This window comes from Cupriavidus sp. KB_39, assembly GCF_052114485.1.
Classification (GTDB): domain Bacteria; phylum Pseudomonadota; class Gammaproteobacteria; order Burkholderiales; family Burkholderiaceae; genus Cupriavidus.
Map to the genome: position 1 here is coordinate 42,452 of NZ_JBFREV010000025.1, position 18,770 is coordinate 61,221.

At 67.9% G+C, this 18,770-nt stretch carries 21 protein-coding genes; 5 read left to right on the plus strand and 16 right to left on the minus strand.

Going from position 1 to position 18,770, the window contains the following annotated elements; translation table 11 throughout:
• Positions 1 to 35: 35 nt before the first annotated feature.
• The 6 genes from plsY to AB4Z27_RS18835 all read right to left on the minus strand — a co-directional run bounded on the left by plsY (position 36) and on the right by AB4Z27_RS18835 (position 4,610).
• The gene (gene plsY / locus AB4Z27_RS18810; protein ID WP_092298025.1) at positions 36 to 647 is read right to left on the minus strand and encodes a glycerol-3-phosphate 1-O-acyltransferase PlsY; all 612 of its coding nucleotides are present in this window, start codon (positions 645 to 647) and stop codon (positions 36 to 38) included.
• 95 nt (positions 648 to 742) lie between these two features.
• Positions 743 to 1,234 carry an aminoacyl-tRNA deacylase gene (locus AB4Z27_RS18815; protein WP_092298028.1) on the minus strand — a complete coding sequence of 164 codons (492 nt, stop codon included), beginning with the start codon at positions 1,232 to 1,234 and terminating at the stop codon, positions 743 to 745.
• A gap of 21 nt (positions 1,235 to 1,255) precedes the next feature.
• Entirely contained in the window at positions 1,256 to 2,194 is a 939-nt protein-coding gene (gene xerD / locus AB4Z27_RS18820) for a site-specific tyrosine recombinase XerD (RefSeq protein WP_092298031.1), read from the minus strand.
• On the minus strand, positions 2,191 to 2,670 hold the full coding sequence (locus AB4Z27_RS18825) for a methylated-DNA--[protein]-cysteine S-methyltransferase (protein ID WP_092298034.1): 480 nt from the start codon (positions 2,668 to 2,670) through the stop codon (positions 2,191 to 2,193). The genes xerD and AB4Z27_RS18825 overlap by 4 nt, the downstream gene beginning before the upstream one ends.
• A gap of 249 nt (positions 2,671 to 2,919) precedes the next feature.
• Entirely contained in the window at positions 2,920 to 3,897 is a 978-nt protein-coding gene (locus tag AB4Z27_RS18830) for a tripartite tricarboxylate transporter substrate binding protein BugE (protein ID WP_441645014.1), read from the minus strand.
• Between the two features lie 92 nt (positions 3,898 to 3,989).
• A complete protein-coding gene (locus AB4Z27_RS18835) occupies positions 3,990 to 4,610 on the minus strand; it encodes a chalcone isomerase family protein (protein ID WP_255370917.1) in 621 nt (206 codons plus the stop codon).
• 180 nt (positions 4,611 to 4,790) lie between these two features.
• Between AB4Z27_RS18835 and AB4Z27_RS18840 the strand changes: the two genes are divergently transcribed.
• On the plus strand, positions 4,791 to 5,684 hold the full coding sequence (locus tag AB4Z27_RS18840; protein WP_092298043.1) for an AEC family transporter: 894 nt from the start codon (positions 4,791 to 4,793) through the stop codon (positions 5,682 to 5,684).
• Here the strand turns inward: AB4Z27_RS18840 and queG are convergent.
• Complete coding sequence (gene queG / locus AB4Z27_RS18845; protein ID WP_255370918.1) at positions 5,681 to 6,838, minus strand: tRNA epoxyqueuosine(34) reductase QueG; 1,158 nt, start codon at positions 6,836 to 6,838, stop codon at positions 5,681 to 5,683. The two genes, AB4Z27_RS18840 and queG, sit on opposite strands and share 4 nt — an antisense overlap.
• Positions 6,839 to 6,854: 16 nt before the next feature.
• On the opposite strand from queG, the gene tsaE reads away from it, so the two are divergent.
• Positions 6,855 to 7,388 (plus strand): tRNA (adenosine(37)-N6)-threonylcarbamoyltransferase complex ATPase subunit type 1 TsaE, encoded by a 534-nt coding sequence (gene tsaE, locus AB4Z27_RS18850; protein ID WP_441645015.1) that lies wholly within the window; start codon positions 6,855 to 6,857, stop codon positions 7,386 to 7,388.
• The gene (locus AB4Z27_RS18855) at positions 7,382 to 8,881 is read left to right on the plus strand and encodes an N-acetylmuramoyl-L-alanine amidase (RefSeq protein WP_092298049.1); all 1,500 of its coding nucleotides are present in this window, start codon (positions 7,382 to 7,384) and stop codon (positions 8,879 to 8,881) included. Before tsaE ends, AB4Z27_RS18855 begins: the two co-directional genes overlap by 7 nt.
• A 75-nt stretch (positions 8,882 to 8,956) precedes the next feature.
• Here AB4Z27_RS18855 and AB4Z27_RS18860 read toward each other — a convergent pair whose 3' ends face one another.
• On the minus strand, positions 8,957 to 9,985 hold the full coding sequence (locus tag AB4Z27_RS18860) for a bile acid:sodium symporter family protein (protein ID WP_092298052.1): 1,029 nt from the start codon (positions 9,983 to 9,985) through the stop codon (positions 8,957 to 8,959).
• A gap of 94 nt (positions 9,986 to 10,079) precedes the next feature.
• Between AB4Z27_RS18860 and AB4Z27_RS18865 the strand changes: the two genes are divergently transcribed.
• Positions 10,080 to 10,988, plus strand: a complete 909-nt coding sequence (locus tag AB4Z27_RS18865; protein ID WP_441591788.1) for a LysR family transcriptional regulator — start codon at positions 10,080 to 10,082, stop codon at positions 10,986 to 10,988.
• Positions 10,989 to 10,997: 9 nt separating this feature from the next.
• Here AB4Z27_RS18865 and AB4Z27_RS18870 read toward each other — a convergent pair whose 3' ends face one another.
• A complete protein-coding gene (locus AB4Z27_RS18870) occupies positions 10,998 to 11,771 on the minus strand; it encodes a class I SAM-dependent methyltransferase (protein ID WP_092298058.1) in 774 nt (257 codons plus the stop codon).
• Between the two features lie 124 nt (positions 11,772 to 11,895).
• Here AB4Z27_RS18870 and AB4Z27_RS18875 point away from each other — a divergent pair, with 124 nt between their 5' ends.
• The gene (locus tag AB4Z27_RS18875; RefSeq protein WP_441591790.1) at positions 11,896 to 12,690 is read left to right on the plus strand and encodes a helix-turn-helix transcriptional regulator; all 795 of its coding nucleotides are present in this window, start codon (positions 11,896 to 11,898) and stop codon (positions 12,688 to 12,690) included.
• Between the two features lie 9 nt (positions 12,691 to 12,699).
• Here AB4Z27_RS18875 and AB4Z27_RS18880 read toward each other — a convergent pair whose 3' ends face one another.
• From AB4Z27_RS18880 to AB4Z27_RS18910, 7 genes are all read right to left on the minus strand, one after another.
• Entirely contained in the window at positions 12,700 to 13,458 is a 759-nt protein-coding gene (locus tag AB4Z27_RS18880) for a 3-hydroxyacyl-CoA dehydrogenase (protein ID WP_441645016.1), read from the minus strand.
• Positions 13,459 to 13,609: 151 nt separating this feature from the next.
• Entirely contained in the window at positions 13,610 to 14,275 is a 666-nt protein-coding gene (gene adk / locus AB4Z27_RS18885; RefSeq protein ID WP_092298067.1) for an adenylate kinase, read from the minus strand.
• 310 nt (positions 14,276 to 14,585) lie between these two features.
• Positions 14,586 to 15,395, minus strand: coding sequence for a 3-deoxy-manno-octulosonate cytidylyltransferase (kdsB, locus tag AB4Z27_RS18890; RefSeq protein WP_441591794.1), 810 nt, complete (start codon positions 15,393 to 15,395; stop codon positions 14,586 to 14,588).
• 11 nt (positions 15,396 to 15,406) lie between these two features.
• Positions 15,407 to 15,619, minus strand: a complete 213-nt coding sequence (locus AB4Z27_RS18895; RefSeq protein WP_092298073.1) for a Trm112 family protein — start codon at positions 15,617 to 15,619, stop codon at positions 15,407 to 15,409.
• Positions 15,600 to 16,724 carry a tetraacyldisaccharide 4'-kinase gene (gene lpxK / locus AB4Z27_RS18900; RefSeq protein WP_441591796.1) on the minus strand — a complete coding sequence of 375 codons (1,125 nt, stop codon included), beginning with the start codon at positions 16,722 to 16,724 and terminating at the stop codon, positions 15,600 to 15,602. Before lpxK ends, AB4Z27_RS18895 begins: the two co-directional genes overlap by 20 nt.
• Positions 16,725 to 16,905: 181 nt before the next feature.
• Positions 16,906 to 17,337, minus strand: coding sequence for an ExbD/TolR family protein (locus tag AB4Z27_RS18905; protein WP_092298076.1), 432 nt, complete (start codon positions 17,335 to 17,337; stop codon positions 16,906 to 16,908).
• 16 nt (positions 17,338 to 17,353) lie between these two features.
• A complete protein-coding gene (locus AB4Z27_RS18910) occupies positions 17,354 to 17,974 on the minus strand; it encodes a MotA/TolQ/ExbB proton channel family protein (protein ID WP_092298078.1) in 621 nt (206 codons plus the stop codon).
• Between the last annotated feature and the right edge of the window lie 796 nt (positions 17,975 to 18,770).

An 18,770-nucleotide genomic window follows, 5' to 3' on the forward strand; every position in this document is an offset into this window, starting at 1 on the left:
TAACGGACAGTAGCGGTCAGGCTGGCGAGGTGCCCTCAGCCAGCCTTCTTCTTCTCGCCGATCCGGCTTTCCTTGCCGGCCAGCAGCTTGGCGATGTTCTGGCGGTGGCGCACCACCAGCAGCACGCCGATCACGAAGACCGCGCCGGTGATGATATCCACGCCGAACATCAGCACATAGAAGAACGGCGCGAAGATGGCCGCCACCAGCGCGGCCAGCGACGAATAGCGGAAGAAGAACGCGATGATCAGCCAGGTGGCCAGCGTGCCGGCGCCCAGCAGCGGATGGATCGCGAACAGGATGCCGGCGGCCGTGGCCACGCCCTTGCCACCCGCGAARCGGTGGAACACCGGGAACAGGTGGCCCAGGAACACGCCCAGCGCCGCGAGCGCCACGCCCGAATCCTCCAGCCCGTAGCCCGGGCCGAAGTGCCGGGCCAGCCAGACCGCGAACCAGCCCTTCAGGCCGTCCCCAATCAGCGTCAGGATGGCCGCCTTCTTGTTGCCCGTGCGCAGCACGTTGGTGGCGCCGGGGTTGCCCGAGCCATAGCTGTGCGGGTCCGGCAGGCCCATGAGCTTGCTGACCACGACGGCAAAGGACACYGACCCGATCAGGTAGGCGACGACGGCGAATAGCAGGTTGACCATTGCAGGGGAATCTTTTTGGGGGTTTCAGGCTGGCGCGATTGTAGCGCGCCCGTCCGTGTCAGTCAGGCTCGGGTCAGCCCCGATTCAATCCGATTTCAGTCCGGCAGGGCGCACTCGACCGGCTTGGCCTCCAGCAGCCGCGTCAGCACCTCCGGCGCGATGCTGACCAGATAGCCGCGCCGCCCGCCGTTGATATAGATCCGCTCCAGCGCCAGCACGCCGGCCTCCACATAGACCGGCATCCGCTTCTTCGTGCCGAACGGCGACGTGCCGCCGACCATGAAGCCACTGTGGCGCTGCGCCACCTCGGGCTTGCACGGCTGCACGCTCTTGCAGCCAATCTGCCGCGCCAGGTTCTTGGTCGAGACCGAGCAATCGCCATGCATCAGCACGATCAGCGGCTGCGCGCGCTCGTCCTCCATGACCAGGGTCTTGACCACGTCGTGCTCGGGCACGCCCAGCTGGCGGGCAGACTCGCCGGTGCCGCCGTGGTCGACATATTCATAGGGATGCTCGCCGAAATCCACGCCATGCCGGCGCAGCATCTGCGTGGCGGGGGTCTCGGAGATGTGTTTCGCTTTGCTCATGAGGCGCGGCGCGGCAGGGGGTTAGCCGCGCGGATGGTGGTGGAGATGCAGCTCGCGCAGGCGCTCGCGCGCCACGTGCGTGTAGATCTGCGTGGTGGAGATATCGGCATGGCCCAGCAGCAGCTGCACCACGCGCAGGTCGGCGCCATGGTTCAGCAGGTGCGTGGCGAACGCGTGCCGCAGCGTATGTGGCGAAAGCGGCGCATGGATGCCGCCTTCGCGCGCGTGCTTCTTGATCAGGTGCCAGAAGGTCTGGCGCGTCATGCCTTCGCCGCGCTGCGTGACGAACAGCGCGTCGCAGGGGCGCCCGGCCAGCAGSGCGGGGCGCGACTCGGCCAGGTAGCGRCGCAGCCAGTCGCCGGCCTGCGCGCCGAACGGCACCAGCCGCTCCTTGTTGCCCTTGCCGCCCACGATGCGCGCCACGCCCTCGTTCAGGCCGATTTCCACGGTCTTCATGTTGGTCAGCTCGGACACGCGCAGCCCGCTCGCRTACATCAGCTCGAGCATGGTGCGGTCGCGCAGCCCCAGCGGGGTGTCGGTATCGGGGGTTTCGAGCAGGGCCTCGACCTGGGCTTCGGAGAGCGTCTTCGGGAAGCGCGGCGGCTGTTTGGCGGGCCGCAGCAGCAGGCACGGATCGGCCTGGATCATGTGCTCGCGCAGCGCCCACTGGTAGAAGCGGCGGAACACSGTGAGCCGCCGGTTGGCCGACGAGGCCCGTGTCTCCAGATGGCGCGCGGCGAAGTAGGCGGACAGCAGGGTGTCGTCCACGCCCAGCAGCTTGCCGTGGGCGGCGCCGTGGAGCCAGCGTGCCAGCAGGGCGAGGTCGCGGCGATAGGCGTCGATGGTGTTGCGCGACAGGCCGTCTTCCAGCCACAGCGCGTCGCAGAAGCGATCGACCAGCGCGAGATCGGCGCTGGGATCGGTGCCGGCCGGGGCCTCGGCGTGCACAACCTCGCTCATAGCAGCATCGCGCCCTCGTGGCGCAGCAGCCAGCGCTTCACGCCGAGATGGAAGCCTTCCTCGCCATGATGGGCGAAGCCCCCCAGCCCGTTGGCGGCCACCACGCGATGGCAGGGAATGACCACGGGGAACCAGTTCTGCCCGCACGCCTGCCCCACGGCACGCGGCATGCTTTGCAGGCGCTTGGCGATGGTGCCGTAGGTGGTCAGGCCGCCACGCGGCACGGCCGAGATGGCGTCCCAGACCTTGCGCTGGAACGCGGTGCCGCGATGGGCCAGCGGCAGGTCGAACACGGTGTCGGGGTCGGCGTAGTAGGCGTCCAGCTGCGCGGCCACGCGGCGCGCGAGGGCGCTGGCCGGGGCAATCAGCTCGAAGCTGTCGGGCAGGTAGACGATTTCGTGGACGTGCTCGCCATCGGCACGCACGCCGATCTTGCCGAAAGGCGCGGGCAGGACGGCATCGAAGCGGTGGGACATGGCTGRYGGACGGCTGGGGTRATGACCCCGGATTTTATGCCGATTCGCGCCGGTGCTGCGGTTTGCGCCTCTCTCCCTCTGGGAGAGAGGCCGGGAGAGAGGGCAGGCGCTGGCCGGAGCCTGCATGCTGGAACACACCGAAGGCTCCGCTTGATGTGGTCGCATGCTGGACCACCCCTCTCCCCGACCCTCTCCCACTGAGGGGAGAGGGAGCAAAACTCGTGGTCCTGAAGGGCCACTTGGGCGTACTTACTGCTCCAGCTTGATGTTCTGCACCTTCACAAGCGTCTTCATCTTGTCGAATTCCTTCTTGATCTCGGCGGCGTGCTGGGCCGGGGTGTTGCCCGACGGCTCGGCGCCAGCCGTGCGCAGGCGCTGGACGAAGTCCTTGTCCTGCAGCGCCTTGACGGCCGCCGCGTTCAGCTTGGCGATCACGTCGYCCGGCGTGCCGGCGGGGGCCACCAGGCCGTACCAGGCCGGGTCATTCGGCTCCTTCAGGCCCATTTCGCCGAAGGTCGGCACGTTGGGCAGGCCGTCCACGCGCTTGTCCCACGCCACCACCAGCGCGCGCAGCTTGCCGGCCTTGATGTAGGGCATCGACGACGGCAGGTTGTCCACCATGATCGGTACCTGGCCGGCCAGCACGTCGTTCAGCGCCGGGCCTGCGCCACGGTACGGAATGTGCACCATGAACGTCTTGGTCGAGACCTTGAACTGCTCGCCCAGCATGTGGCCGAAGCCGCAGGTGCCCGACGACGCATACGAGTACTTGCCCGGATTGGCCTTCAGCACGGCCAGGAACTCCTTGTAGTCCTTGGCCGGGAAGTTCGGGTTCACGGCGATCACGTTGGCCACGTTGGCCACGTTCGTGATGGGCTTGAAGTCCTTGATCGGGTCGTACGACAGCTTCGGGTTGCAGGCCGGGTTCACGGCCATGGTCGAAACCGTGGAGATGCCGATGGTGTAGCCATCCGGCGGGGCCTTGGCGATGGCGTCGGCGCCGATCGAACCGCCCCCGCCAGCGCGGTTTTCCACCACCACGGGCTGGCCGAGGATGCGGCTCATCTGGTCGGCCACGCCACGGCCCACGATGTCGGTGGTGCCACCCGGCGCGAACGGAATGATCAGGCGGATCGGCTTGGTCGGAAAGCTTTGCGCGTGCGCCACGGAAGCCACCGAGGCGATGGCGGCAACGGCCAGGGTCAGTGCGGTTTTACGAGCGTGCATGAGAAGAGAGTCTCCCGTTCTGAAAGCCGGACGGATCGCGCCCGGGGAGGTCATAAAACGCCGGCGAGCGTTGCGCCGGCGGCGTTGCGGATTCAGCCGCCCAGCAGGCCGCGCTTGAGTTCGCGGTCCACCGGATGTTCGCCCAGGAAGATGCGCAGCACCGCCTGGTAGAAGTCCTCGCCCGGAATCGGCCGCCCGCGCGGGATGCCGTTGACGGCCACCACGGTGCCGCTTTCGGGGGCGTAGTCGAAGTTGATGACATCGCCCCGGCGCGCCGTGCCGACCAGGTTCATGGTCTGCTCGAGCTGGGTGAGGCGGTCGGCCAGCAGCTTTAGCTGCGGCTCGGAGTGGTTCTCGCGCAGGCCCGTGTTCAGCGCCTTGACGAAGGCATCGGACTCCACCTCGCGCAGCGGGCGGATCTGCAGCCGCTTGGGCCCGTGCGTGCCCAGCGCCACGGTGGCGTTGCGCGAACGCTCGGGCAGGTAGAGCCCGGCCGCGTAGCCCTTGATGACGAACACCGCGCGCAGCCCGGCGCCATTCAGTTGCAGCTCCTTGCCGCCGACGCGCGTGGCGTCGTCGAAGCGCACCCCCTCGATCTCCATCGCCATGGCATGCGTGGAGATGGCCGACAGCGGCGACAGCAGGCCCACGGCCACGGCGAGCGCGGCGGCGTGTCTGCGGAGAGCGGTGGATCGGCGGGCGGGGACCTTCATGGGTGCGGCGGGCAAGACGAAATTTGGCATGCCATGTTGCCGGAGTTCTGGAACAATACCCATCCGTATCTGCCCTAGTCTGCACATTTGGCCGTGCCTGCCGTGGGGGTTCCCCGCCCGCGTTCCCGGTTGCCGCATGCGTCACAAGGGTGGTCTGTCGTGCATAAAAACTAAAGAGACATGTCTTCAGCATTGCTGCTGGTGCCGGACTTCAGCCTGATCCTGATCGGCTGGCTGCTGGTCCGCTACACGCCGTTCGACCGCGTGTTCTGGTCCGGCGTGGAACGCCTGGTTTACTTCGTCCTGTTCCCGGCGTTGCTGTTGCAATCCACCAACAGTGCCAGGTTCGATTTCTCCTCCACCTCGGCCATGCTGGGGCTGGCGCTGGCCACCACGCTCTTGGGCGTGGTCACGGGCTGCCTCGTCAAATTCGTGCTGCGGCCGGCCCCGCGCGACTTCGCCTCGGGGCTCCAGACCGCCTTCCGCTTCAATTCCTATATCGGGCTGGCCCTGGCGTCGCGGCTGGGCGGCAGCGAGGGGCTCGCGCTGATGGCGCTGGTCGTGGGCGTGACCGTGCCGCTGTGCAACGTGGTGGCGGTGTGGGCGCTGGCGCGGCATGGGGAGTCCCGGCTGCTGCGCGAGCTGGCGCGCAATCCGCTGATCCTGGCCACGGCGGGCGGGCTGATTACCAACCTGCTTGGCCTGCATCCGCCCGAAGTGGTGGCGATGACGCTCAACCGGATCGGCTCGGCCTCCACGGCGCTGGGCTTGATGACCGTGGGCGCCGGGCTCCAGATGCGCGGCGCCACGGGCGCGATCGGGCCGGTGGCGTGGTGGTGCGGCGTGAAGCTGCTGGCGATGCCGGCCTTCGCGTGGCTGGCTGGCCGCTACCTGCCGCTGACGGCGCTCCAGTACCAGATCGTGGTGCTGTTCGCCTCGCTGCCCACGGCGCCGAGCGCGTACATCCTCGCGGTGCGCATGGGCGGCAATGGGCCGATGGTGGCGGCGACGATCTCGCTGATGACCATCGCCGCCATCGTCACCACGCCGTTCTGGCTGGCGCTGGTCAGCTAGGGAGCGGGGGCGGCCGGGGAGGGGTCCTGGGCCAGTGCCCAGTCGATATGCTCGCGCACAAGCGGCGTGGCGGCGTCCTGCCGGGCCCGCAGCGCGGCGCGGATGCGCCCGGCCAGCGCCGGATCGGTACCGGCCGCSGCGCGCAGGCTGTTGCCCAGCCCCACGGCGAGGTTGCGCAGCCAGCGTTCATGGCCGATGCGGCGGATCGGGCTGCCTTCCAGCCGCTGGTTGAACTCGGCCTCGGTCCAGTCGAACAGGTCGACCATGTCGGGCGCGTCGAAGCCGTTGCGCACATCGAAATCGGGCAGCGTGGCCCGGTGCGCGAACTTGTTCCACGGGCAGGCGAGCTGGCAGTCGTCGCAGCCATAGACGCGGTTGCCCATCGGCGCGCGGAATTCCTCGGGAATCGGCCCCTTGTGCTCGATRGTCAGGTAAGAAATGCAACGCCGGGCGTCGAGCCGGTACGGCTCCAGGATGGCGGCGGTGGGGCAGATGTCGATGCAGCGGCGGCAGTTGCCGCAGTGGGGGGCCTCGGGCGGGTCCGCAGGCAGGGGCAGGTCGACGAGGATTTCGCCGAGGAAGAACATCGAGCCGCCGTCGCGGTCCAGCAGCAGCGTGTGCTTGCCGCGCCAGCCCAGCCCGGCCTGGCTGGCCAGCGCCACCTCCATCACCGGCGCGGAATCCGTGAATACGCGATAGCCGAACGGGCCGATGGCCTGCTCGATGCGCGCCGCCAGCTGCTGGAGCCGGTTGCGCAGCACCTTGTGATAGTCGCGGCCCCGGGCGTAGAGCGAGAGCACGGCCGTGGACGGATCGTCGAGCCGCGCGAGTTCGTGGCCGCGCCAGTCGTCAGGGCCTTCGGCAGGCAAATAGGGCATGCGGGCGACGATGGCCCGCACCGTGCCCGGCACCAGTTCGGCCGGCCGGGCGCGCCGCATGCCGTGGTTGGCCATATAATCCATGTCGCCGTGGTAGCCCGCCTGCAACCACGCCAACAGGCCCGCTTCCGCGTGGCGCAGATCGACATCGGCGATGCGGATCGCATCGAAGCCAAGCGCCGCGCCCCAGCCACGCATGGACTGCGCCAGGGCGGCCAGATCCGGTGGCGCCTGTGGCGAGATTTCAGTGGGGGCGGGTGCTGCGACATCGATCATTCCTGAATTGTACGCAATGCCCCTGCTCGAAGAACGCATCCTGACGCTGCCGGACGAGGCCGCCACCGCCCGCTTCGGCGCCGCGCTGGCCGCCACGGTGCAGGCCATGCCGCCGCGCACGGTGCATGTGCAGCTCTCGGGCGACCTGGGCGCGGGCAAGACCACGCTCTCGCGCGCCGTGCTGCGCGCGCTGGGCCACGCGGGCAAGGTCCGCAGCCCCACCTACACGCTGTGCGAGCCCTACGAGGTGGCCCGGGCCGATGGCTCGCCCCTCACCGTCTACCACTTCGACCTGTACCGCTTCGCGGACCCCGAGGAGTGGATCGACGCCGGATTCCGCGACTGTTTCGCCGAGCCGGCGTTCAATCTCGTCGAATGGCCGGAAAAGGCGGGCAGCCTGCTTGGGGAACCGGACCTCCACGTGTTGCTCCAATCGGACATCCGCGCGCTGGAATTGGCCGCGGGCGCCGATCCGGAAGGCGCCGATCCCCGCATGGCCACGCTGCGGGCCTATACTCCCACTGGACTTATCCTGCTGAACGCATGCTGATCAAGCGACTCGCCACCGACCGACCCGATGGACCCGACGGACTGCTGCAGGCCCGGCGCAAGTGGATGGCGCAGGCTGCGCGGCTGGGCGCGGGCACGGTGGTGCTGACCCTCGTCGGCCCGCAGATTGCACGCGGCGCCGGCATCGTGGCCGTGCGCGTCTGGCCCGCCGAGGATTACACGCGCGTGACCATCGAGTCCGACGCGCCGCTGGCCGCGCAACACCAGATGATCCGCAGCCCGGACCGCCTGGTGGTCGATATCGACGGCCTCGACCTCTCGCCCACGCTGCGCGAGCTGGTGGCCAAGATCAGCACCAACGACCCCTATATCCAGACCGTGCGCGTGGGCCAGAACCGGCCGCGCGTGGTGCGGATGGTGTTCGACCTCAAGGAAGACGTCTCGCCGCAGGTGTTCACGCTGGCCCCGATCGGCAACTATCGCAACCGGCTCGTGTTCGACCTCTACCCGGTGAATCCGCCCGATCCGCTCTGGAAGCTGGTGCGCGATACCGAGGACAAGCAGCGCCGCTTCGCCCAGACCCCGCCGCCGGCCGGCAGCGAGGGCGTGTCCGGCGCGCCGCCCGGGGCCGAGGAAGATGCGATTGGCGCGCTGGTGCGCAAGTTCGAGGATAAGGACCAGCTCCCGCCGGCCACCACGGCGCCGCCGCCGGCTGTCGCGCAGGTCAAGCCCAGGCCTTCTACCCCTTCGGCTCCCTCGGCACCGCCCGTGCCGCCGCCGATGGCCCAGACCAATGTGCCGCCGCCCAGCCAGTTCAAGATGCGCCGCCTGCTGACCGTGGCCCTTGACCCCGGCCACGGCGGMGAGGACCCCGGCGCCATCGGCGCGGCGGGTTCGCGCGAAAAGGACGTGGTGCTGCAGATCGCGCACCGGCTGCGCGCCAAGATCGACGCCCAGCCCAATATGCGCGCGATGATGACGCGCGACTCGGACTTCTTCGTGCCGCTGAACGTGCGCGTGCAGAAGGCGCGGCGCGTGCAGGCCGACCTGTTCGTGTCGATCCACGCCGATGCCTTCCTGTCGCCSGAGGCGCGCGGGGCGTCCGTGTTCGCGCTGTCGGAGCGGGGCGCGTCCAGTACTGCCGCCCGCTGGCTCGCCAACAAGGAAAACAACGCCGATCTGATCGGCGGGACCAATATGGGCAACAAGGATGCCCAGGTGGCGCGCGTGCTGCTGGACCTGTCCACCACGGCGCAGATCAACGACAGCATGCAGGTCGGCAAGGCCGTGCTGGGCGAGATCGGCGGCATCAACAAGCTGCACAAGGGCAGCGTGGAGCAGGCCGGGTTTGCCGTGCTCAAGGCGCCGGACATTCCGTCGATCCTGATCGAGACCGCCTTCATCAGTAACCCGGAAGAGGAGCGCAAGCTCAACGACGACGCGCACCAGGAGCAGCTGGCCAACGCCATCCTGCGCGGCATCAAGGCGTACTTCGCGAAGAACCCGCCGCTGGCGAAGAATCCGTCGGTGTAAGCCCTTTTCGTACTGGTCAGAAACAAAAAGCGGCGCCCGAGGGCGCCGCTTTTGTCATGCGGGAGAGGCTCAGGCTCAGGCGCGAGCCGTGCCGCGCGCCTCGGGGGCGTCGTCGCGGCTGGCGTAGCGGCCGGCGATCACCGAGCAGACGATCAGTTGCAGCTGGTGGTAGACCATCAGCGGCAGCACCAGCAGGCCCAGCGCGGGATGGCCCGCGAACAGGATCTTGGCCATCGGAATGCCGTTCGCCAGGCTCTTCTTCGAGCCGCAGAACACCGCCGTGATCTCGTCTTCCACCGAGAAACCGAGGCGGCGGGCGACGAAGGTGGTGGCGCCGAGCACCACGATCAGCAGGATCGCCGCGATACCCATCACCGCGCCGATGGTCTGCCAGTGGTACTGGTGCCACAGGCCAGCGGCCGTGGCATCGCAGAACGACGARTAGACGATCAGCACGATCACGCCACGGTCGATCTTGCTGGTGATTTGCTTCTTCTTTGCCAGCCAGTTGCCGATCAGCGGACGGGCCAGCTGGCCCAGTGCGAACGGCAGCAGCAGTTGCAGCGCCACGCCAGTCAGCGCGCGGCCCAGCGGCATGTTGCCGGTGCCCGAGGCGCTGATCACCAGGCCCATCAGCAGCGGCGTGAGCGCCATGCCGATCAGGCCCGAGATGGTGGCGTTGAAGATGGCGCCCGGCACGTTGCCGCGCGCCATCGACGTCATGGCCACCGACGAGGACACCGTGGACGGCAGCACGCACAGGAAGAACACGCCGAGCAGCAGGTCTGCCGGCAGCGCGTCGCGCAGCGCGAACATCAGCACCACGCCCACCACCGGGAACACCACGTAGGTGAACGCCTGGACGAACACGTGCAGGCGCCAGTGACGCGCGCCGGCCACGAGTTTGTCGCGCGAGAGCGCTGCGCCGTGCAGGAAAAACACCAGCGCGACGCCAAGGTTGGTGACAATGCCAAGGTGCAGCGGGCCGTCACCGGTACCGACCTCGGGGGCGATCAGCGCCACCGCAATCGCGGTCAGCATGATCAGGACGAAGCCGTCGATCAAGTCGTACARCTTTTTGAAGGGAGTCAGGATGGCAGACATTGGGGATAGTGCTTAAGGGTTTCCGCTTGGTATTGGACGCCAACGGCGTCTAGAATGCAAATTCATTTATCGTATTGATTCATCTGATCGTTGCATGAATTACACATTGCGGCAGTTGCGGGTCTTTCTGGCGGTGGCGGCGCACGGCAGTTTCAGCCGGGCGGCGGATGCCGTCGGCCTCACGCAGCCGGCGGTGAGCCGGGGCGTGGCAGAGCTTGAGGAAGCACTTGGCGTGCGGCTGCTGGATCGCACCACGCGCGAGGTGGTGTTGACCGATGCCGGCACGGCGCTGGTGCCAGCGCTGGAGCGGCTGCTCGGCCAGCTGGACGACACCCTCGAGGAAACCCGCCAACTGGGCGAGCGCTACCGAGGCCGCGTGGTGATCGCCAGCGCACCCACCATCTCCGCCCGCCTGATGCCGATGTATGTGGCGGAATGCGCACGCCAGTACCCGGAAATCCGCCTGTTCGTGCGTGACAACGTGCAGGCCGATGGCCTTGAACAGATCCGTGCCGGCGCGGTGGACTTCGGCGTGCTGATCGATCCGATGGCGCGGGAAGGGCTGACCATCGCCCCGCTGGCGACCGATCCCTTCTGCTTCGTGTGCCGCCGGGATCACCCATTGGCGGACGCCAAATCGGTCTCATGGACCGCCTTGCACGGTCAACGGCTGGTGCTGCTCGATTTCGCGTCCGGCAGCCGGCCGCTGATCGACCGGATCTTCGCGCGCCATGGCGTGGCGCCGCATGTGGTGCAGGAGCTGGGCCATTCGGCCAGCGTGTTCGGAATGGTGGAGGCGGGGATTGGGGCGTCGGTGCTGCCGTCGTTCTCACTGCCGCTGCCGGAGGCGTCGCCGCTGGTGTCGCGCCCGCTCACGCCGCGCGAGGAGCGCAGCATCGTCATGGTCCGGCGCGAGGATCGCTCGCTCTCGCCGGCGGCGGCAGCGGTCTGGCAGATGGTCCAGACGCTGCCGATTCCGGCCGAAGCGGTCCTGACTAATTAGTTAACAGCCTTATCCGATGCGCGGCGTGGCGGTCACCATGGTCGCCTCCAGCGAGAAGCTGCCGTCTGGCTGCACCCGGTAGCGCTCGCGCACCTCGGCGGGCGCCTGCTGCCAGAGATGGCGGATGGCGGCCACCGCCACCTCGGGCGTGCGCATGCGCGCCACCCAGGTATCGAAATCGAGTTCGATCCGCCAGGTCGGTGACACCGTCACATCGAATCCCGCCGCTTCGCACAGCGCCGCCCATTGCGTCGGCGAAAAGTCGCGGATGTGTGACGGATCGCGCAGCAACTCCACCGACTGGAGCCACGTATCGCAGAGCGGATCGTCGGCGCCGGCAATATCGATCATCACCAGCTTGCCCTGCGGCTTTACCACGCGGCGGATTTCGCGCAGCGCGGCGGGCACGTCGCGCCAGTGATGGGCGCTCATGCGCGAGACCACGGCGCAGAAGCTGGCATCGGCGAACGGCAGCGTCTCGGCCGCGCCCTGCTGTGTGGTGATGTTCGTCAGTCCTCGCTCACGCGCGGCGCCCGCCACCACGTCGAGCATGGACGGCGAGAGGTCGTACGCGACTACCGCATTGGCCTGCGTCGCCGCAGCGAAGCTGGCATGGCCGGCGCCGCAGCCCAGGTCGAGCACGCGGCTATGGCCCACCGGCTTCAGGTGGGCGAGGGCGGCTTTGAGTTGATCGAGATCCGCGCCCTGGGCGTGGACCGCGCTGGTGAGATAAGCCTGCGCGGTGGCGCCAAACTGCGCCGCGACGAGTTCCTGCTGTTGCATGGGGTGCCTCATTGTTCTATTTGGACGGGGGAAGACTTGCCTTGGGCCCAAGGGTTCACGTACTGTAGACGGCACGTTTTCCCGGTACAAGTGACCGATTTATCCTGGTATAAGAAGCACCACCATGTCCGAGCCATCTGCCCCTTCATCGCGCGAAGCCGAACTTGGCGCCTTCCTGCGCGCCCACCGGGAGCGCCTCACGCCTGCCGATGTGGGCCTGCCGCCCGGCCGGCGGCGCCGCACCCCTGGATTGCGTCGTGAGGAAGTCGCGCAACTGGCCGGGCTCAGCGCGACCTGGGTGACGTGGCTGGAGCAGGGCCGGCCGGTGTCGATGTCCGCGCGTGCGCTGACCAGCCTGGCCCAGGCGCTGCGGCTCTCGCGCGCCGAGCACGGTTACCTGTTCGCGCTGGCGGGCCGTCCCGCCCCGCGCGATGACGCCGAGCCGGCCGTGCCGCCCGCGCTGCTGGCCAGCGTGCATGCGATCGCCGGCCCCGCCTATCTGCTTGATCGGCAATGGAATGCGCTGGCGTGGAATGCGGCGGCGGCCGACCTGTTCGTCGGCTGGCTCGATCCCGGCAGTACGGAGCGCAACCTGATGCGTGCGATGTTCCTGTCGCCGGCCTTGCAGGCACTGGTCGAGGACTGGCCGCATCGGGCGGCGCGGCTGGTGGCGGAGTTCCGCGTGCACAGCCTGCGCCATGCCGAAGACCCGCCGACGCGGGCGCTGGTGGAGGGATTGCGGGCGGAGAGCGCGGCGTTTCGCGCGGCCTGGGCCTCGCAGGATGTGGAGGAGCGCCAGGGCGGCCGGCGCGGGTTTCATCACCCGACGCGCGGCCTGCTTGCCTTCGAACAGATCACGATGGTGCCGCCGGCCGCGCCGGGCCTGATGCTCGGCATGCTGCTGCCGACGGCCGGGTAGCGTCGGTACTTACTTCGGCTGCATCCGGATTGCGCCATCGAGGCGGATCACCTCGCCGTTCATCATCGTATTGACGACGATGGCCTGCACCAGCTTCGCATACTCGGCCGGACGGCCCAGACGCGGAGGGAACGGCACCATCCGGCCGAGCGCRTCCTGCACTTCCTGCGGCATGCCCATCAGCATCGGGGTCTCGAACAGGCCGGGGGCGATGGTCATGCAGCGCACGCCGTCGCGCGCCAGGTCGCGGGCGATGGCCAGCGTCATGCCGACCACGCCGCCCTTGGACGCCGCGTAGGCCGCCTGGCCAATCTGCCCGTCGTACGCCGCCACCGAGGCGGTATTGATGACCACGCCGCGCTCGCCATCGGCGTCGGGCGTGTTGCGCACCATGGCGGCAGCGGCCAGCCGGATCATATTGAACGTGCCGATCAGGTTCACGCGCACGGTCTTCTCGAACGAAGCGAGCGGGTGGGGGCCATCCTTGCCGACGGTCTTGGCCGCCACGGCGATCCCCGCGCAGTTGACCAGCCCGGCCAGCCGGCCMAGCTTCAGCGCGGCGTCGACAGCCGCCTGGCCATCCACCTCGGACGCCACATCGCACTTCACGAACTGGCCGCCCAATTCCTCGGCCAGCGCGGTCCCGGCCGCCTCGTTCAGGTCGGCGATGACGACCTTGCCGCCGGCTTGCGCCAGCATCCGCGCGGTGCCCGCGCCCAGTCCCGATGCGCCGCCGGTAACGATGAATACGTTGTTCTGGATGTCCATCCGCCTGTCTCCTTGGTTTCCTGTGGTCAGATTGCCGTTTACGTTAACGTAAATCGACCGTCATGGGAAAGCCTGCGGATAAAAAACGAACGCGCGGACGAAAAAAAGGCGACCCGGAGGTCGCCTTTCTCGGTACAGCGGCGCGGTGCGCTTACTTCAGCGCTTCGAACACGGAGGCCGTGATCTTGTCCACATCGCCCACGCCCGCGATCTTGCGGTACTTGGGCGGCGACACCTTGGCCGACGCGTCACCGTTGGCGGCCCAGTTCGAGTAGTAGTCGACCAGCGGACGGGTCTGCTGCGAGTACACGTCCAGGCGCTTGCGCACGGTTTCTTCCTTGTCGTCGTCGCGCTGGATCAGCGCTTCGCCGGTCACGTCGTCCAGCATGTCCTGCTTGGGCGGGTTGAACTTGACATGATAGGTGCGGCCCGAAGCCACGTGCACGCGGCGGCCGCTCATGCGCTCGATGATGGCGTCGAACGGCACGTCGATCTCCAGCACGTAGTCGATGGCCACGCCGGCTTCCTTCATCGCCTCGGCCTGCGGAATGGTGCGCGGGAAGCCATCGAACAGATAGCCCTTTTCGCAGTCGCAGTCCTTAAGACGGTCCTTGACCAGGCCGATAATGATGTCATCGGACACCAGCCCGCCCGCGTCCATCACCTTCTTGGCTTCGATACCCAGCGGCGTACCGGCCTTCACCGCGGCGCGCAGCATGTCGCCCGTGGAGATTTGCGGAATGCCGAACTTTTCGCAGATGAACTTGGCTTGCGTGCCTTTGCCGGCGCCAGGTGCGCCCAACAGGATCAAACGCATTTACGGGTCCTCAGAACAATTTGAATTCGGTCTTGCGGGGGTATCGAAGGAGGGTAACGCCGCAACTTGACGCAGGACTTACGCCGGCAAGTCGTGCCGACGTCACGTCATGGTTGGCGCCCGGGCGCACTCGGCTGCCGAAGGCAGCGGGGCTCACGGTCTGGCTCGCTTTCTCTATCTCCCCACCGAGCCTTRTGCGGACGCGTAGCACGCGCCCACGGGCTCTGTATCGGCAAGCATTATGCCACGGGCAGTACGGTTCGGATTCCGTTCARGTTGCAGCAGTATGAACTTCCGTGCAGGAATGCTGTCACGGACCTTCCTGCGCCACGCTGCTGGCCCACAGGGCGCGCACGCGTTCGAGGTCGGCCTGGGTGTCCACACCGGGGGCAGGTGCTGCCCCCGTCACCAGCACGCCGATCCGCTCACCGTGCCACATCGCGCGTAGCTGCTCCAGGGCCTCGGTCTGCTCGATCGGGGCGACGGCCAGCGTCGGAAACCGGCGCAGGAAGCCCGCGCGGTAGGCATAGAGGCCGATATGGCGCAGCACCGGCATGGCCGGCAGCGGCACGGTGGCGCTGGCCGCCGGCTGCGTGGGCACGGCGGTCCAGGCGTCGCGCGCCCACGGAATCGGCGCGCGCGAGAAATACAGCGCCCGGCCGAGGTTGTCGCACACCACCTTCACCACGTTCGGATTGAACACCTCCGCCACGTCATCGAGCGGRTGCGCCGCCGTGGCGATCGCGCAATCGGGATGGGCGGCCAGATACAGCGCCACCTCGTCGATCAGGTTCGGGTCGATCAGCGGTTCGTCGCCCTGCACATTGACCACGATGTCGTCGTCGGCCAGGCCCAGCAGGGTGGCCACTTCGGCGAGGCGGTCGGTGCCGGACGGATGGTCGGCGCGCGTGATCACCGCCTCCACACCGTGCGCGGCACAGGCTTCGGCCACGGCGGCGGCATCGGTGGCCACCACGGTACGGCGCGCGGACGAGGCGTGGGCGCGTTCGGCCACGCGCACGATCATCGGGTGCCCGCCAATATCGGCAAGCGGCTTGTTCGGCAGGCGCGTCGAGGCGAGCCGGGCCGGAATCACGACGGTGAAGGCGGGAATACGCATCGCGGGAAAACTCAGTTGCCGGCGGCCGGGGCGGACGGCTCCACGGGCACCACGCGGCCCGGCACGGTCTGGCGCGCTTCATCGGCCAGCATGACCGGAATGCCATCGCGGATGGGGTAGGCCAGCTTGTCCGCGTGGCAGATCAGTTCCTGCGCGGCGCGGTCGTATTCGAGCTTGGCCTTGCAGAGCGGGCAGACGAGGATTTCAAGCAGCCGGTTGTCCATCGTGGGATTCCTTGTCGAGCCCGGTCGTCGCCCCGTTTGCTGCGGGGGCGGCTTGCCCCACGGTGACGGGCGTGGCGATGGCCGGGTTGCGCGCCTGCACGGCGCGGCGGATTTTGTCGATCAGGCCCGCGTCGATCACGGGCGTGGTGGGGACAACCCAGATGCGCGGGTCGTCGAAGCGGTCGCATTTTACGGCATCCTTTTCGGTGATCAGGATGACGTCGGCATCGAGCGCCGCCGGGTGGTCCGCGAACGGGTCCTCGGCAAAGTCGTAGTGGTCCGGCAGCGGCAGCGTGGCGGGCTGGAGGCCGGCGCCGCGCAGGCTGGCGAAGAACCGTTCCGGATTGCCGATGCCTGCCGCGGCCAGCACGCGCCGCCCCGCGAAGGTGGAGAGCGGGCGCACCATGGTCGGGTCGTTCAGTTGCCACGCGTCGTCGAGTTCCAGGCGCATGCCGTAGACATCGGGTTTGTCGGGCGTGGCGCGGAAGTGCGGGTCGTTGATCAGCGTGGCGTCGCGCGGACGGGTCAGCGGTTCGCGCAGCGGGCCGGCCGGCAGCAGCATGCCGTTGCCGCCCATGCGGGTGTCGAACATCACGATCTCGAAGTCGCGCTGGAGCTTGTAGTGCTGCAGGCCATCGTCGAGCAGCAGCACGTTCACGCCGGGGTGGGACACCARCATGGTCTGCGCGCACAGCGCGCGGTCCGGATAGACCCAGACCGGCACGTCGGTGGCGCGCGCGATCAGCAGCGGTTCGTCGCCCACCTGGCTGGCCTGCGAGGTGGGTTTCACGCGGCGCGGATGCTTCAGCGACACGCCATAGCCGCGCGAGACCACGCCGGGCCGCAGCCCCGCTTCGGTCAGCGCGCGCGCCAGCGCGATCACGGCCGGTGTCTTGCCGGTGCCGCCCACGGTGACATTGCCGACCACGATCACCGGCATCGGCAGTCGGGTCGATTTGAACCAGCCGTTGAGATAGCCGTGCCGGCGCACCCGGGCGATCAGGCCGAACAGCAGCGAGGCCGGCCACATCAGCCGCGCGAACCAGCCGCGGCGCTGCCACTGGGCGGTGACGAAGTCGGCTACGGCGTGTCGGGGAGCGGGCATGCGGGCGGCGGAGGCGACGATAGGGCGGACGGAAATCGGCGATGGCGCACCGGCTGGCGCGCCATCGATCGGCATGCAGACATTATGGGCATTGCGCGGCGCACGCCGCAAGCCCGGTGCGGATGGTACACCAGCGGCCCGGCGCCCTTTGGGCGTGGGCCGCCGGGTATACCGGGGCAGGTCAGCGTTGCTGCGTGCTCTGCGTGGCGAAGGTCAGGCGCGACAGGCCGGCCACACGTGCGGCCTCCATCACATTGATGACGGCCTGATGGCTCGCCTGGGCATCGGCATTGACGATGACCACGGGCGGCGGGCCATTGCCGAGGGGGCCSGCTGCGTTGCGTAGCTGATCGGCGAGGCTCGTCACGTCCTTCTGTTCGAGCACCTGCTTGTTGACCGAGTAGACGCCACGGGCCGAGACCGACACGACGATCTCGCTCGGCCGCTGCTGGGCGCGCTCGGCGTCAGCGGTCGGCAGCTGGATCTGCAGCTCGGTGTAGCGCGAATAGGTGGTCGTGATCATCAGGAAGATCAGGATCACGAGCAGGACGTCGATGAGCGGGATCAGGTTGATCTCGGGCTCCTCGCGCCGCTGGCGGGAACGGAAATGCATGGCGCGTCCCCGCGGCTCAGGCCCGCCGCTGGGGCAGGATCGCGTCGAGGAACGTGGTGGCGCGGAATTCGAGTTCGGCCACGTAGTCGTCCACGCGGCGGCGGAAGTAGCGCCAGAAGATCAGCGCCGGAATGGCCACGATCAGGCCGAAAGCCGTGTTGTACAGCGCCACCGAGATGCCGTGCGCCAGTTGTTCTGGGTTGGCGCCGGTGCCGCCCTGGCTGCCGAAGATCTCGATCATGCCGATCACGGTACCGAGCAGGCCCATCAGCGGGGCCACCGAGGCAATCGTGCCGAGCGCGTTCAGGTAGCGCTCCAGCTCATGCGCCACGACGCGGCCGGCTTCCTCGACGACATCCTTGGCGGCGTCACGCGAGGTATGCGGCTGCAGCACCACATGGCGCAGGCCGGCGGCCAGCACGCGGCCCAGCGGGGAATTCTTCTCGAGATTGTTCACCACCTCGGGCGTGGCCTTGCGCTGCTGGGCGGCCGACAGGGCCTCCTCGTACAGACGGGCCGGCAGCACCTTGCTGCGCTTGAGGGTGAGGAAACGTTCGACGATCAGCGCGAGGGCAATGATCGAGGCGAGCAGCAGTGGCCAGATCGGCCAGCCGGCCGCTTGAATGATGGAAAACACGTGGACCCCCGAAATCTACAGAACCAACAGACCCGAAACGGACAGCGAGGTACCGGTGCGGTACCGCCAATGCGCGGCAGCCTTTGTTGCGCACCGATGGACCCGGCGCGCCGCGGCAATGCTCGAAAAATGCAGGCGCCACTCTAACCCGCCCCTCGRCGCGCGGCAAGACACTCGCGCGCGTGCTGTCTCAGGCGCGCATCGGCCCGGCCCGGGCGGCTCGTGTGGCTGTCTGCGTGGCTGTCTGCGTGGCTGTCTGTGCGGCTTTCCACATTGGCGCGGGACAGTGCTGTGGACGGGTTGTGGAAAGCTGCCTGAAAAGCGGGCTAAGCCCTTGATTGGAAAGGGTGTCCATGGCGTTGCCCAAAAAACAGGCAAACGCGGCGGGTGCGCGATGCGGCCYGGCGGCGCAGGTGCSGGRGTCCGACCGCCAGCGCTGTCCACAGTGGCGCGGGACAGGACTGTGGACCCGCTGTGGACAGCGTTCTGAGAAGCCGCCTAAGCCGTTGATCCATAACGGGGAACCGTGCCCTGCCTAAAAARCGGGCAAATGAGCCAAAGGGAGCGAAAGGGCGCAGGAAGGTGGCCGAAGGGGCCCTTCGCGCCGCCTGTCCGGAAAAAGTCGACCGCTTTCCACATGAAAGCAGGACAGTACTGTGGACCGCTTGTGGATAAGCGCCGGACAAGCGGGTTAAGTCATTGATCGATATGGACTTCCGTTYGATTGCTGAAAAATCAGGCACTTTTGGTGCACTGCGGTGCCCGGTGAGCGGGGATCGACATCGCAACTCGCCAG